The organism is Marinifilum sp. D737 (genome assembly GCF_026672275.1).
Taxonomy (GTDB): domain Bacteria; phylum Bacteroidota; class Bacteroidia; order Bacteroidales; family Marinifilaceae; genus Marinifilum.
In genome coordinates this window covers 36,700-51,242 of sequence record NZ_JANQCD010000025.1, presented here as the reverse complement: position 1 = coordinate 51,242, position 14,543 = coordinate 36,700, and the positions used below count along the sequence as shown (strand labels likewise).

The following is a 14,543-nucleotide window of genomic DNA, read 5'->3' as shown; positions in this document are numbered from 1 at the left end:
TATATTTATTCCTCAAAAACAGAAAAGGTAACCCTGCTAATTAAAGTTTTTTTAATTGATTTACGGTTTGTTGTAAAATGCTTAAACCTTTTGTTAACATAGATTTTGGACAGCCTATATTTAATCTCATATAGCCATTTCCTTCTTTACCAAAAGTAGTCCCCTTATTTAAAGCTAAACCAGCTTCATTAATCAGAATCTGATTTAATTTTTCCGAACTAATATTCAGATCTCTACAATCTAACCATAACAAATAAGTTGCTTCAGGTGTAACCAATTTAATTTCTGGAATATTTTCTTCAAGAAATTCTCGAACGTAATCTACATTAGATTGTAAATACTCCATAAGTTGATCTAACCAATCTGCTCCATGTTCATATCCTGCTTGCATGGCAATATGACCAAACAAATTACCAGAATCCAAATGCATGGCACATAGTAGTTTTTCGTATGTTTTTTTCAATTCCTGGTTAGGAATAATAATAACCGAACTTGCTAAACCAGCTACATTAAAAGTTTTCGAAGGAGCAATGCAGGTAATTGTTCTTTGGGCCAAATCCTGCGATAAAGAAGCTAGAGCTATGTGTTTGTGATTCTTGTAAATTAAGTCCTGATGAATTTCATCGGAGATAATAAGAAAATCATATTTTTTTGCGATTTCTCCTAGTCGAAGTAGCTCATCTTTTGTCCACACTCTTCCTACCGGATTATGAGGATTGCTAATGATTATGGCTTTTAAACCATCTTTGGCAAGTTGTTCCAAATGTTCAAAATCCATTTGGTAAGAATCTTCTGTTCTAATCAACGGATTGTGAACCAAACTGCGTTCGGTATCATTTATCACATGAAAAAACGGATGATATACCGGTGGTTGAACAGCAATTTTATCTCGCTTTTCGGTAAGACTCATTAACAACAAGGATAGAGCAGTAACTACTCCGGGACTGGAAGAAATCCATTCTTCTTTTACTTCCCAAGCGTGACGGTTTTTAAGCCAGTTTTGTACACTTAAAATACAATCTTTACCTCGAAATGAATATCCGTAAATTGCATGTTCAGCTCTTTTTATTATGGAATCTGAGATGCAGTCCGGAACATTGAAATCGGTATCGGCTACCCAAAAAGGAAGCAAATCATCTTTTCCAAAATATTGTTCAAGCTTATCGTATTTTACCGAGTTGGTATTTTTACGATCTATAATTTTATCAAAATTGTATTTCATTATTATTGATTTTTAGGAAGAGTTAAAGTATAAAATTTTATAGAGTCTTTAAAGCAGCTTTTAAAATTTGCGAATAATGTTTGGGTTGATTTAATTCGTAGAAAACTTTTAAGACATGAAGATCAGAAAGAGTGGAGCTAAATATTCGGCGATTGTTGGAATTGGCGAACGAATCAGAAAAATGAGTCAAGAAACGGGGAATGATTTTTTGCTATTAAACCGGGGAGTAAATTCGGTTTGTAATATCGATTTAAACTCCGTGGTTGACGAATTAGATTTTAATTCGAACGAAATGCAGGTTTACCCTCCATCGCAGGGAAGATCTGAGTTGAGGAAAGCCATTAATCAGCATTACTTTGACAATCAGTCCTCGCTTGATAATATTGCCATAACCGGAGGAGGAATGTCAGCACTTGATCTGGTATTCCAGACCATACATGTGGATAAGGTGTGTTTGCCTGATTACTATTGGGGGTCATATGTTCAGGTAATGACAGTTCGAGGAATGGAGTCTGAAACCTATGTCGATTTTAATAGTGTAAATCAAAATTTAGATTCTTATAAAAACAGTGCAGTAATCATCTGCGACCCCAATAACCCTATTGGAAACAAGCAGGCTGATGAAAATATTTATAAAACCGCCAAAGCGTTAAGTGATCATGGTGCAATTGTGATTATTGATTGTCCGTACAGAAGAATTTTTTGTGGAGAAGAAGACTTATTTTTCCAGAAATTAAGCCAGTTGAAAAATGTAATTATTGTTGAAAGTTTTAGCAAATCGGTAGGCTTAAGTGGACAACGATTGGGTTTTGTGCATAGCACAAACAAAGAGTTTGTGAATGAATTGGGAATTCGCCTAATGTATGCAACAAATGGGATAAATGCTTTCTCTCAATTAATGGTAGCCAAATTGTTAAGCTCTGATAAAGGACAGACTGTAATGAAAAGCTTTAAGGAGCGCACTTGCGAAGGAATAAAGAAGAATATAGAATTTTTGGAAAGCAAAGGCTTGTTGGCAAAAGATTTTTATAAGGATTCTGAACCTATTGGAATATTCGTGATTGTTAACAAATCGGAAGAGGAACTTCTTGAGGCACGAATTGGGAGTGTGTCATTAAGTTACTTTACGAGGGATAAGAAAGAATATGCATCTCGGTTTGCAAGAATTTGTGTTTCTGTTCCTCACGAAAAATTCAAAACTTATTTCGAGAGATTGTAAGTGTCGAATAAGCTAGTGACCTGAGTTCGAGTAAAAATACTCCACTTATAAGAACTGAACGATATAGAAGAGTTGTAATGTTTAATTGTGTAAATTAAGTATTGCAACTCTTTTTGTTTACCCATGAATCAGGAAGGTCTAATGGTGAAGCTTAGCTTAAGAAAATTAATAGCTTCTTTCAACCGAAAGGAGTTAAAAGGAATGTGTAAGTAGGAAGAATGAATGATTTTATAGAAGAAGGGAATTGAAATAATTCTTATTTCAGGCAGATTTACTTTATGGAAGTTCTTTACCCGACTCTGAAAGCAATTCAATTAAACCTGATCCATAAATGCCCAATTCCCAATAATGACGATTGATACAACCCGATGGACAATCGCCCCAGCCGTAGCTGTAGATCAACTGAATAAAATCGGGGTTAAAATAAATAATTTCAATTTGAGAGCCATCGCCAATGCAATTGGCAGCTTTCGCTTTCTTGATAAATGGAAATTTTACCAATTCTCTGGCCAAGGATTCCTGATTGATTCCAGTTTTGGTATGAACCAAGTACTGATCTTCTCTGATTGAATCCAATTGCAAATCATATTCATCAATTAACCAATCCAACTTTAAATTATGTGTGAAACCATAAGTTTTCCAGGAATTGAAATTCTCATTAGTGGTGTCTATTGTGATACTTGTTTTGTGTAATTTTTTAGGACATAATGCATGTACATTGAATTTTCTGATATCCGAGGATGCTGTTGAAATTGAATCAAGATAAACGATTTGAAGTGCCGCTAAAATTGGCGCAAAATGATATTCTTTTAATTCTATTTCCGATAACTCCTCCATTTCCTGGTTGGTATAAAAGTCCATGCATATCAGCTTTGCATCATCTAATAAAATTTCAAAAATAGAATCTGAAACTCGGGAATCTTGAATGATTTGCGTGGGAAAAATTTCAGTAGTCTCACTGTCACATGCATACAATAGGTATACACCGAATAGCAATATAGACAGTACACGGTTTTTCATACGATTAAAAATTGGGAGACTGGTTAGGTCTTAAAATGTTGATGCTGGGTTGATATTGAATAAATAACCCGACATTATTTAATCAACGAAACATCTTTCATTTTGTTGTTTCAAGTTACAACCTTCTGATGAGTATGTAAAGAGCAAATTTTGAAATGTTTAGAAAAAATTAAATTTCAACTTGATGAACAGTTCAAATTTATTGGTGTAAAGATTTGTTAAAAGAAAACATTTCTTCACTTAATCGAGTAGAATATTTTACATTTGACAATCTTAAAAATCAACAACCGTGAATATATATCGACCTTTAAAAAATATTTTAGCATTAATTGTTGTTTCGGGTACAGTTTATCTTACTGCCCAGTTGTTTAATTACTCAACCGTAAGCGACAGAGGCAAAGATCCTGAAAATAGCGAATACATGAGTCGCTATAATGTATATGCATTAAAAACACCCGACAAATTAACTTTTGGCGATGAAATCGTTCCAATAAACAGGTGGGATGTAAAGGAATCGCTTGATAGGGAATTATTGGTGAATACCTATTGGCAATCTCAAACTTTATTGTTCTTAAAACGAGCCAATCGTTATTTTCCAATTATCGAACCCATTTTAAAAGATCAGGGAGTACCAGAAGATTTTAAATATTTGGCTTTAATCGAGAGTGGATTTGTACCAACAATTAAATCGCCAGCCGGGGCTGTTGGGGTTTGGCAGTTTATGAGTGGTACGGCAAAAGATTATGGTTTGGAAGTATCATCAGAAGTTGATGAACGATACAATATTGAAAAAGCAACTCTTGCGGCTTGTAAATACCTTAAGGATTCGTATAAAAAATACGGAACCTGGACCTTGGTGGCTGCTTCGTATAATGCTGGTAGAAGATTTGTTGATAAGCAATTAAAGTTGCAAGATGCAGGTGATTACTATGATTTGTTATTAGGAGAGGAAACAGGTCGATATGTCTTTAGAATTTTGGCCATTAAAATGATTATGGAGAACCCTTCGGCTTATGGTTTTAAATATCGTGAGTCTGATTTGTATCCGGAAATTCCAACCCGAAAAATTAAAATTAAAACTCCTGTAAAGGATTTTGCGGTGTTTGCTAAGGAAAATGGAGTAAACTATAAGGTTTTAAAGTACTTTAATCCATGGTTACGAAGAGCATACCTTACAAATAAATACAAAAAAGAGTACGAAATTACGCTTCCTGCCAAAGGATATATTAATTTTGCATTTTCTGATTATAAAAAGCCTGATGGTTCAGTGTCAGAGAAATAGATTGTTGGATTTGCAAAAGGAGATTTAGATTTGAGTTCCAAAAAGAATAAAGAAATAAACGGTGTAGAACAGCTCGAAACAGGAAGTGTTGATGTGTTTGGAGCACGAGTTCATAACCTTAAAAATATTGATGTAAGTATTCCTCGTAACCAACTTTCGGTGATTACCGGATTAAGTGGTAGTGGAAAATCATCATTGGCATTCGATACAATTTATGCCGAAGGTCAGCGTAGATATATCGAAACATTTTCTGCTTATGCCAGACAATTTCTTGGCGGGATGGAACGTCCCGATGTGGATAAGATTACAGGCTTAAGTCCGGTAATTTCTATTGAGCAGAAAACAACCAACAAAAATCCACGCTCTACGGTAGGAACCATAACTGAGCTGTATGACTTTCTTCGATTGTTGTATGCAAGAGCCGGTGTTGCCTATTCGTATGAAACAGGTGAGAAAATGGTGAAGTATACCGATGAGCAAATCATCAACTTGATTCACGAAAAATTTAGCGAGAAGAGAATTTACATTCTTGCACCTGTTGTAAAAGGGCGTAAAGGACATTATAAAGAACTGTTCGAGCAAATTCGCAGAAAAGGATTCTTGTATGCCAGGGTAGATGGAGAAATTGTTGAATTGTTGCATGGTTTTAAGGTCGATCGTTATAAAAATCACGATATCGAAATACTAGTTGACAAACTGGTTGTTGAAGAAGTTGGAGATAAGCGCCTAAAAGAATCTGTGCAAACAGCTATGAAACATGGTAAGGGGATTACCATGATTCTGGATAAGGATAGCGATGAGGTAAAATATTACAGTCGTCTTTTGATGTGTCCATCTACCGGGATATCATACAATACTCCAGCACCTCACAGTTTTTCTTTTAACTCTCCTCATGGGGCTTGCCCAAAATGTAAAGGGCTTGGCCGTGTAAATGCAATTGATTTAGAGAAAATTATTCCAGATCAGGCCTTAAGCATTCGTGAAGGTGGGATTGTGCCCTTGGGCAAATACAAAAACAGTTTGATTTTTTGGCAGATGGAGGCCATTGGGCGAAAGTATGGTTTTGATATGAATACCCCAATTGAAGAAATTCCCGAGGAAGCTCTAAGTATAATTTTGGATGGTTCCAGCGAAACATTCAAACTTGAAAATACGCCATTGGGGACATCGTCAAATTACTTTTTGAGTTTTGATGGTGTGATAAAGTATATCACAAACCAGGAAAGCAATGGAACTTCAAAGAAAGCGAAGAAATGGGCTGAACAGTTTGTGAAAACAGATGTTTGTTCCACTTGTGATGGAAAGCGATTGAAGAAAGAAGCATTGCATTTTAGAATTCATGATAAAAATATTGCTGAACTAGCTGAAATGGATCTTGGTTTATTGGGTGAGTGGTTTCAGGATTTGGAGGAGCACTTAAGCGATAAACAGAAAAAGATTGCCATTGAAGTTTTAAAAGAAATCAGATCTCGTTTGGGATTTCTTTTGGATGTAGGACTTGAATATCTTTCATTAAATAGGAGTTCTGTAACTCTTTCAGGTGGAGAATCGCAACGGATTCGTTTGGCAACGCAAATTGGTTCGCAACTGGTTAATGTGTTGTACATTTTGGATGAACCAAGTATTGGCCTGCATCAGCGTGATAATGAAAGATTGATTCAATCTTTACAGCAATTAAGAGATTCTGGAAATTCGGTAATTGTTGTTGAGCATGATAAGGACATGATAAAATCTGCCGATTATGTGGTGGACATGGGACCTTTTGCAGGAAAGCATGGAGGTGAAATTGTTGTTGCGGGTAATCCTGATGATATTGAAAAGGGAGATAGTTTAACAGCTCAATACCTGAATGGCGATAGAAAAATTGAAGTGCCAACAGAGCGAAGAAAAGGAAAAGGGAAGAGTGTCGATTTAAGAGGTTGTACCGGTAATAACCTAAAGAATGTTGATGTTAGTTTTCCGCTTGGAAAGTTCATTTGTGTAACTGGAGTTTCGGGAAGTGGAAAGTCGAGTTTGATTAATGGTACTTTGCAGCCTATTTTGTCGCAACATTTTTACCGATCAGTTAAAGATCCTCTTCCTTACGAAGATTTGGATGGAATTAAGAATATCGATAAGGTAGTGGAAGTAAACCAAGCTCCATTGGGCAAAACTCCTCGTTCGAATCCAGCTACCTACACCAATGTTTTTGGTGATATTAGAAAGTTGTATGAGAAATTGCCTGAATCGCAAATTAGAGGTTACAAAGCGGGTAGATTTTCTTTCAATGTAAAAGGAGGAAGATGTGAAACCTGCCAGGGAGCTGGAGTTCGTTCTATTGAAATGAATTTCTTGCCAGATGTGTATGTGCATTGCGATGAGTGTAATGGAAAGCGATACAATCGAGAAACTCTTGAGGTGCGTTACAAGGGAAAATCAATTGGCGATGTGCTTGACATGACCATTAACCAGGCTGTAGATTTCTTTGAAAATATACCTGCAATTCTAATAAAATTGAAAGTTTTGCAGGATGTCGGCTTAGGATACGTAACCCTTGGGCAGCCATCAACAACTTTGTCGGGTGGTGAATCGCAACGTGTAAAACTGGCAACGGAATTGGCCAAAAGAGATACCGGAAAGACCATGTATATTCTGGATGAGCCAACAACGGGTCTGCACTTTGAGGATATCAGGGTGTTGTTGGACGTTTTAAATAGATTGGTTGATAAAGGCAATACCGTGATTGTAATTGAGCACAATATGGATGTGATCAAAGTTGCCGATCATGTTATTGATATCGGAAAAGAAGGTGGTCGAAATGGAGGTGAGATACTCTTTGAAGGAACGCCGGAAGAATTGGCCGAATGTAAGGAATCATTTACGGCTAGATTTCTAAAAGAAGAACTACAATAAAATATATCAAATCCCCGCAAGGGGATTTTTTTTACCCTAATTTTTCATGATTAAGAAAATTTAAGATTTTCGAAGAAGACTGATATAGCATAATTATTATCTTTATACAACTGTCCTGAATGTATAGGATAGCCATTAAATCTACAGCTCATGGGGAAATTAATAGATATCTACTTCGAAGATCTTGATGAAAAAAGATCTTATGCCGTTGGAACCGACCTGCAAACCATTTTATCAGATATTAATATAAAATTGAATGGTCCGGTATTGGGTGCAATGGTAAATAATAAGGTGAAAGAACTTACCTACGAAATATACAAACCTAAAAATATTCGCTTTATTGATCTTGCACATCCTGCAGGAAGAAGAATGTACATACGCTCTTTGTGTTTTGTTTTGTACAAAGCGGTAAGGGATCTGTACCCGGGAACAGGTTTTAGGTTGGAGCATTCTATTTCGAATGGTTTGTATTGTAGATTGACAGATAAAAATATCGTATTGACTCCTGCAGATATTGATAAAATAAAGAGCAGAATGAAAGAAATCATAGCTGCCGATATGCCATTTATACGTGAGGAAATCGAAACGGAAAAAGCGATTGAGATTTTTGAAAATCAAGGCCTGAAAGAGAAAACAGGATTGCTTCAAACAAGAGGAAATTTGTATACCTCAGTGTATCATTTGACTGATTGCGCTGATTATTTCTATGGATATCTTGCACCTTCTACAGGTGTGTTAAAAGTTTTTGATTTGCAACATTTTTATCGTGGAATGCTTTTGGTGAGTCCTAAAAGAGATGAGCCATCGGTTGTTGAAGAGCGAATTGATCAAGAGAAAATGCTGAAAGTATTTAGTGAATACAAGCGGTGGGGAAAAGTATTGAATATTTCGAATGTTGGTGATTTGAATCGATATGTGGCTGAGAATAACATTTCTGAAATGATTAAAATTTCTGAGGCTTTACATGAAAAGAAAATTTCTCAGATTGCTGATAAAATTAGAAAGTATAGGAAAAGAATTAAGTTGATTTTGATATCCGGGCCATCATCATCGGGGAAAACAACATTTGGAAAACGATTGGCTATACAGTTGAAAGTAGCTGGCTTAAGTCCTGTGAATCTTTCGATGGATAATTATTTTGTGAATAGGGAACTTACGCCAAGGGATGAAAATGGTGATTATGATTTTGAGGTTCTTGAAGCTTTAGATGTTCAGTTGTTCAATCAAAACTTGGTGGATTTGATGGCAGGAAAAGAGATTGAATTGCCAAAATTCTCCTTTGAAACAGGGCAAAGGTATTACGATGGAGAGAAGTTAAAGATAAATGATAAACAAGTGCTGGTAGTTGAGGGGATTCATGCCCTGAATCCAGGACTTACTCCATTAATTGCTGACGAGTCAAAGTATAGAATCTACACTTCTGCCCTTACCTCAATTTCAATCGATGGTCACAACAGGATTCCTTCTACTGATAATCGACTAATAAGAAGAATTGTTCGTGATTACAAGTATCGAAATTATAGTGCGTCGGAAACTATTAGCAGGTGGCCAAGTGTTCGAAGAGGCGAAATGCGAAATATATTTCCTTTTCAGGAAGAGGCGGATGTGATGTTCAATTCGGCATTACCTTATGAATTGGGTGTTTTAAAAAGATTTGCAGAGCCAATTCTAAAAGAAGTGCAGCCAAATCAGCCCGAGTATTCCGAAGCAAACCGACTTTTGAAGTTCTTTAGTTACTTTTTACCAATTTCAGAGGAAGAGATTCCACCAACATCTCTGATGAGAGAGTTTTTAGGAGGAAGTACATTCGACTATTAAATTGTTAATAACTTTTTCACCTGTTTATATCAGTCCTGTTTTTGCTGTTAATATCCCATTCGGCAGAGACAGGATTTTTTAGTTATTAACAACTGTATGCTAGTAAAATTAGGGTATGTGAAGTTTATTAACAAATTGTCAACAATGTTGATGACTTGTTAATTTCGTGTTAATAAGCTAAGGTAAATAGAAAAGCCCGAATCTTGAGAAACGGGCTGCAAATATAGAAGAAAATATCTTTCGTTTGTAAGGTATGAGTGAGATTTTTTTGAGAAAAAATCGAAAAAATAGCTAACTATCTCTTCATCATGCGATCTATCTCACGTTTGTGATCTTTTTGTTTTAAGCTTTCGCGTTTGTCGTAGTGTTTCTTACCTCTGCAAAGTGCAATTTCCATCTTTGCAAAACCTCTTTCGTTAATAAAAAGGCGAACTGGAACTATGGTAAGGCCCGACTCTTTTGTTTTTCTGTCCAGCTTATTTAATTCTTTTCGGTTGAGAAGGAGTTTTCTTTCTCGTTTTTCTTCGTGATTGTAGTAGGAGCCAAATTTGTACTCCGAAATGTGCATTCCTACAACATACAATTCGTTGCGAGTAAAATAGCAGTATGAATCAACCAAACTGGCTTTTCCAGCACGAATTGATTTGATTTCGGTTCCAAAAAGTTGAATTCCGGCTACAAATTTCTCAATGAATTCGTATTCGAAACTGGCTCTTTTATTTCTGATGTTAATATTCTGCATCCTTATATCTTAAATTCCATGCAAATTTAGTATTTAAATTGTTAATGGAAGCCTGAAGAGAATTGAAAACATCCTTTCAAATATTAAAGGAAGAACAAGAATCAATAGACTTGCCATAACAGTAAAGCCTGGGCGCTTATTGCTGGCTATTGGTAAAATTGAACTTATTCCCAGCCACAATATTCTAATGAAGTATAGTTCCAACAGTAGACATATCTGGTTTAAGAATGAAAATGGGGTAAATAGCTGTGCTAATCCGTGAAAAATACAGAATGTTGAAGCACTGTAAATTACGAGCTTAAAAATCACAACTTCATCGATTTGGAGCTGGAAATTTGGTGCAAGTAAAATAATCAGTTTAGCTGCACAGTATAATCCTAAATTAAGTGCTAAAAAATCAACAAATAATTTTGAGCCAGCAATTAAAACATCCTTTGTATGAATATAGGAGCCTCCTGCGGCAATAATTGCGCATAGAGCAATCACAGGAAAGGAGAAGTTTCGAAATAACTCTTTAGTTGTTGAGTTTTCCGGAGCAATTCTTTCCCATTCTCTTTTGGGTGTAAGTAGTAGGTTACGTGTTCGAAAGAGCGAATTTAAAACACCTTTTGAATTGTATTCCATTTTTGAATCGTCTTGTTTGATACTGTCAAAATTAAACAAGTTTTTAAAAAAGTGAAGAAATTATGATTTTTTAGAATTGATTTAGACTACGATTTAAAAGCCTAAAAAGTTAGCTGTACCTATAAATAGCGCACCCAACACTGCATAAATGGAAAGTAGACCGATTAGAATAAATGTAAAATAACCAGATCTTCTTCTGTCGGGAACATTTAAAATTGGGGTAATTCCTTTGTATAAAATATAGAAGCTGTATAATCCGAAAATAGTGAGGTAGTTAATGATAGGGAACAGGAATGCAATAGAATTAAAAATGAAGCCTGGAGTATAGGAAAATGCAACTAAAATATATGCTCTTTCGAACCTTTCCTTTTTTGTAGGAAGAACAGCAAAAGGTCTAACTACTATGGAAGAGATGTAGATAGATGCAATTGATAGAACAAATGTAGTTATGGAAGAAAACAAAAACATATCAATATGATCTGTTGAATCTTTTTCGAAAATAACAAAGCCTAAAAAGTTACATGCAGACATGATTAATGCTAAAGGAATAATCAGTATAAACAGAAGTTTCGAGCTTTTGATATTTACATGATCTAGAATTGAAATCCATTCCTTTTCGGGAGAAATTAACAATCGAAAAGTATGTTTGTAGGTTGCAAGAATTGTCATATTGATTGTCTGGTTAGTGAAATCAAAAAACTTAAAGTAATTTTGTTGCCGAATTCTAAATTTTCGACCTATTTAAGATAGGCATTATCCTGAGAATGAAACGTCCATTATTAAATAATTATTTAATTCTTGGTGAGTTTCATGTGATAACTAAAAGAAAATTTAAACACATGAAAAATCGGATTGTTATTTCGATTAAAATTTAATGAAGATGCGTTACAATTTATTGGTAGTTTTAGGTGCAACTGCAACGGGCAAGACAAGTTTGGCGGTTAATTTGGCTAAAGATTTCAATGGTGAAATTATTAGTGCTGATTCTCGTCAGATTTATCGTGGTATGGATTTGGGTACAGGAAAGGATATTGAGGAGTATGTTGTGGATGGAGTTGAAATACCATATCATTTAATTGATATCGCCGATGCAGGATACAAATACAATGTGTTTGAATTTCAACAAGATTTCGTTAAAGCATTCGAGGATATTTCATCCAGGAAAAGACTGCCGGTTGTATGTGGTGGTACAGGAATGTACCTTGAAGCAGTTCTGAAAGGTTATAAATTAATAGCAGTTCCTAAAGATCAATCTTTTAGAGATGAGTTGGAAAGTAAATCGCTTGAAGAGCTTGAGGTAATGCTTCGATCGTACAAAGATTTACACAATAACAGCGATTTAGAAACAAAGAAAAGAGCAATCAGAGCCATTGAAATTGAAAGATACTATGCTGCAAACCCTCAAATTGACATGGAATATCCAGAAATGAATCCATTGTTGATTGGAATAAAATTCGATAGAGAAAGCAGACGCGATAGAATTAGCCTAAGATTAAAAGAGCGTCTAAAATCAGGAATGGTGGAAGAGGTTGAAGCTTTGTTAAAATCTGGTGTATCTGCAGAAGATTTAATTTACTATGGCCTGGAGTATAAGTTTCTTACCCAGTATGTAACAGGGCAAATTACATACGATGAAATGTTCTCGGGATTAGAAATAGCAATTCACCAATTTGCCAAGCGCCAGATGACCTGGTTCCGAAAAATGGAACGAAGTGGCAGCAACATTCATTGGTTGGATGGTTACATGCCACTTGATGAAAAAATTGCCAAGGTAAAAGAGTTGTTTAACGCTTAAGAAAGATATTCAACAAGCTTATCGTACGAAATGCGTGTAATGCCAAGTTCATCCCATTTTTCAAAAGGAAGTGGGATGTTCGGAAGTTCTTTGATGGCATCCTCAATTACATAAACTTTAAGTCCTCTTTCTGCAAGTCCAACAACTGCGCAATCAACGCACACATTTGTGGTAACGCCATATACAAAAACAGTGGTTGGATTGATTTGTTTTAGTAAACTGTATGTGTTTGGGTTTCCTTCAAATACATCAAAAGCATCTTTTCTTATGATGATGTTTCTGTGTTTAGCAGCTTCGCTTAATTCCTTTTCATTGTAAATTTTATTCCAAAGAATTTCGGGACAGCTTTCATCAGGCTTGGTTTCGGAAATGTACTCTGCTCCTAATGAATTTGCCATACAATGTTCCGGAAAAGTATTTACAAAATCAGGATTTGAAGATAGTTCGGCAGAATTAAGGTAATGATAATCTGCTGTGTTTATTACCTGTATGTTGTTAAAATTAGCCAATTTTGTAATTGCTTCAAGAGTAGGTTGAATTTCTTCAGCGTTTTGAGCATAAAGTTTTCCGTTCTTACTCATAAAGTCGATTTGGGTATCAACATTCCAAAACAAGATATCTTTTGTAAACATATTTGTAAGTCTTTCTTTTTTATAAAAATACAACCGATTCCATCCTATTCAAAATTGATAGGATGAATTAATCTAAAGATATCGGAAAATTAAGGCTTTTTGTCATGGATTTTGCAGTCGATAACGAATATATTTTAATGTAGTGACGAACTTTTCTAATTTAAATTTTGAAAATCGATACGAAGACAATAAATGAACAAGATAAGAACCATATCCCGTAGTCGGGTAATTTATCATATGCTTTTTTGGGCGGTTGCTACAGTATTTTGGTTGCTAACCATGTTTGTAGCCAGTAATTTTAAAAATATACTAAAGATTGAGCCAGTGTTGATGACTTTGGTTTTTAATCTTTGTTTTGCGGCAGCTGTATATGTAAACCTTTTGATTTTAATCCCATTTTTATTTAAACGACAACGCTTTTTTCTCTACGTTATATCAGTCTTTGCAATGATATCTGTTGCAGCATTTGTGATAGATTTTTTGCTGGTATATCCTTTAAATAGCTTTGTTCAAGGAGAACAGTATTTCGAGGAGTTAACCTTTGTGGTTTGGGTTAACTTTGCAATATTTACTTTAATTTATGTTGGTATTACTTCTGTTTTGTCGATGACACGAGAATTAATTGTTCTGCAAAAAGTTACTGCTAATTTTCAGGATATTGAGAGGGAGAAATTGGAAGCTGAATTAAAAGCTCTTAAGGCTCAAATAAATCCACATTTTTTATTTAATACCCTTAATAACCTATATTCACTTACTTTAGATAAATCAGATAAAGCACCAAATTTGGTGTTAAAATTGTCTGATATGATGAGGTATATTTTATATGAATGTAATGATAGGTATGTATTTGTAGACAAAGAGTTGGATTTTATTAAAAATTACCTGGATCTGCAAAAAATCAGGTTAGATGATACCATTCCTGTAAAGATAAATGTAAAAGGAAGCGCTTCTCAAAATAAAATTGCGCCTTTGTTGTTCGAACCATTAATTGAAAATGCATTCAAGCATGGATCATATGGCAAGAATAATAATGGATTTGTAAATATTCTATTTAACTTTGAAGAGAAGGATAAAATGGAATTGTCAATTGAAAATCGATTTGATAACAAATGGCAAGATGAGGAGCGAAAAGCAAAAGGGATTGGAATAAAGAATGTTACTCGTAGATTAGAGTTGTTGTATCCGGATAAACATGATTTGAATATTTCGAAACAAGATGACTTGTTTAAGGTGAATTTACAAATTGATTTATCGGAGCAAAATGCTTAGAGTAACATTTAAAACTCTGACAAAAAAC

General features: G+C 35.0%; 12 protein-coding genes. 6 read left to right on the top strand and 6 right to left on the bottom strand.

The annotated features are described in order from the left end of the window. Window positions 1-40: 40 nt before the first annotated feature. Entirely contained in the window at window positions 41-1,222 is a 1,182-nt protein-coding gene (locus tag NQ163_RS14695) for a MalY/PatB family protein (RefSeq protein ID WP_268191073.1), read from the bottom strand. Window positions 1,223-1,337: 115 nt separating this feature from the next. Here NQ163_RS14695 and NQ163_RS14690 point away from each other — a divergent pair, with 115 nt between their 5' ends. Beyond that, window positions 1,338-2,441 (top strand): pyridoxal phosphate-dependent aminotransferase, encoded by a 1,104-nt coding sequence (locus NQ163_RS14690; RefSeq protein ID WP_268191072.1) that lies wholly within the window; start codon window positions 1,338-1,340, stop codon window positions 2,439-2,441. Window positions 2,442-2,717: 276 nt separating this feature from the next. On the opposite strand, the gene NQ163_RS14685 is transcribed toward NQ163_RS14690, so the two are convergent. Continuing rightward, window positions 2,718-3,461, bottom strand: a complete 744-nt coding sequence (locus tag NQ163_RS14685; protein WP_268191071.1) for a hypothetical protein — start codon at window positions 3,459-3,461, stop codon at window positions 2,718-2,720. A 289-nt stretch (window positions 3,462-3,750) separates the two neighbouring features. Between NQ163_RS14685 and NQ163_RS14680 the strand changes: the two genes are divergently transcribed. From NQ163_RS14680 to NQ163_RS14670, 3 genes are all read left to right on the top strand, one after another. Next, entirely contained in the window at window positions 3,751-4,743 is a 993-nt protein-coding gene (locus NQ163_RS14680) for a lytic transglycosylase domain-containing protein (protein WP_268191070.1), read from the top strand. Between the two features lie 30 nt (window positions 4,744-4,773). Then, window positions 4,774-7,635: an excinuclease ABC subunit UvrA gene (gene uvrA / locus NQ163_RS14675; RefSeq protein ID WP_268191069.1), complete on the top strand. Its 2,862-nt coding sequence runs from the start codon at window positions 4,774-4,776 to the stop codon at window positions 7,633-7,635. Window positions 7,636-7,785: 150 nt separating this feature from the next. Continuing rightward, window positions 7,786-9,453 carry a nucleoside kinase gene (locus NQ163_RS14670; RefSeq protein ID WP_268191068.1) on the top strand — a complete coding sequence of 556 codons (1,668 nt, stop codon included), beginning with the start codon at window positions 7,786-7,788 and terminating at the stop codon, window positions 9,451-9,453. Window positions 9,454-9,748: 295 nt separating this feature from the next. Here NQ163_RS14670 and smpB read toward each other — a convergent pair whose 3' ends face one another. The 3 genes from smpB to NQ163_RS14655 all read right to left on the bottom strand — a co-directional run bounded on the left by smpB (window position 9,749) and on the right by NQ163_RS14655 (window position 11,488). Then, window positions 9,749-10,195: an SsrA-binding protein gene (smpB, locus tag NQ163_RS14665; protein WP_110363129.1), complete on the bottom strand. Its 447-nt coding sequence runs from the start codon at window positions 10,193-10,195 to the stop codon at window positions 9,749-9,751. Window positions 10,196-10,228: 33 nt separating this feature from the next. After that, a complete protein-coding gene (locus tag NQ163_RS14660) occupies window positions 10,229-10,819 on the bottom strand; it encodes a hypothetical protein (protein ID WP_120240681.1) in 591 nt (196 codons plus the stop codon). Between the two features lie 93 nt (window positions 10,820-10,912). Beyond that, window positions 10,913-11,488, bottom strand: coding sequence for a Yip1 family protein (locus NQ163_RS14655; protein ID WP_120240680.1), 576 nt, complete (start codon window positions 11,486-11,488; stop codon window positions 10,913-10,915). 211 nt (window positions 11,489-11,699) lie between these two features. Here NQ163_RS14655 and miaA point away from each other — a divergent pair, with 211 nt between their 5' ends. Beyond that, window positions 11,700-12,614, top strand: coding sequence for a tRNA (adenosine(37)-N6)-dimethylallyltransferase MiaA (gene miaA, locus NQ163_RS14650; protein WP_268191067.1), 915 nt, complete (start codon window positions 11,700-11,702; stop codon window positions 12,612-12,614). Here the strand turns inward: miaA and NQ163_RS14645 are convergent. Further along, window positions 12,611-13,246 carry a cysteine hydrolase family protein gene (locus NQ163_RS14645; RefSeq protein WP_268191066.1) on the bottom strand — a complete coding sequence of 212 codons (636 nt, stop codon included), beginning with the start codon at window positions 13,244-13,246 and terminating at the stop codon, window positions 12,611-12,613. The two genes, miaA and NQ163_RS14645, sit on opposite strands and share 4 nt — an antisense overlap. Before the next feature lie 192 nt (window positions 13,247-13,438). On the opposite strand from NQ163_RS14645, the gene NQ163_RS14640 reads away from it, so the two are divergent. Further along, the gene (locus NQ163_RS14640) at window positions 13,439-14,515 is read left to right on the top strand and encodes a sensor histidine kinase (RefSeq protein WP_268191065.1); all 1,077 of its coding nucleotides are present in this window, start codon (window positions 13,439-13,441) and stop codon (window positions 14,513-14,515) included. The last annotated feature ends 28 nt before the right edge of the window (window positions 14,516-14,543 follow it).

Excerpts from the sequence above, each read along its gene's own strand:
- NQ163_RS14685 (WP_268191071.1), bottom strand. The coding sequence starts at position 3,461 with ATGAAAAACCGTGTACTGTCTATATTGCTATTCGGTGTATACCTATTG.
- NQ163_RS14645 (WP_268191066.1), bottom strand. The coding sequence starts at position 13,246 with ATGTTTACAAAAGATATCTTGTTTTGGAATGTTGATACCCAAATCGAC.
- NQ163_RS14670 (WP_268191068.1), top strand. The coding sequence starts at position 7,786 with ATGGGGAAATTAATAGATATCTACTTCGAAGATCTTGATGAAAAAAGA.
- miaA (WP_268191067.1), top strand. The coding sequence starts at position 11,700 with ATGCGTTACAATTTATTGGTAGTTTTAGGTGCAACTGCAACGGGCAAG.
- NQ163_RS14695 (WP_268191073.1), bottom strand. The coding sequence starts at position 1,222 with ATGAAATACAATTTTGATAAAATTATAGATCGTAAAAATACCAACTCG.
- NQ163_RS14640 (WP_268191065.1), top strand. The coding sequence starts at position 13,439 with ATGAACAAGATAAGAACCATATCCCGTAGTCGGGTAATTTATCATATG.
- NQ163_RS14660 (WP_120240681.1), bottom strand. The coding sequence starts at position 10,819 with ATGGAATACAATTCAAAAGGTGTTTTAAATTCGCTCTTTCGAACACGT.
- smpB (WP_110363129.1), bottom strand. The coding sequence starts at position 10,195 with ATGCAGAATATTAACATCAGAAATAAAAGAGCCAGTTTCGAATACGAA.
- NQ163_RS14655 (WP_120240680.1), bottom strand. The coding sequence starts at position 11,488 with ATGACAATTCTTGCAACCTACAAACATACTTTTCGATTGTTAATTTCT.
- NQ163_RS14690 (WP_268191072.1), top strand. The coding sequence starts at position 1,338 with ATGAAGATCAGAAAGAGTGGAGCTAAATATTCGGCGATTGTTGGAATT.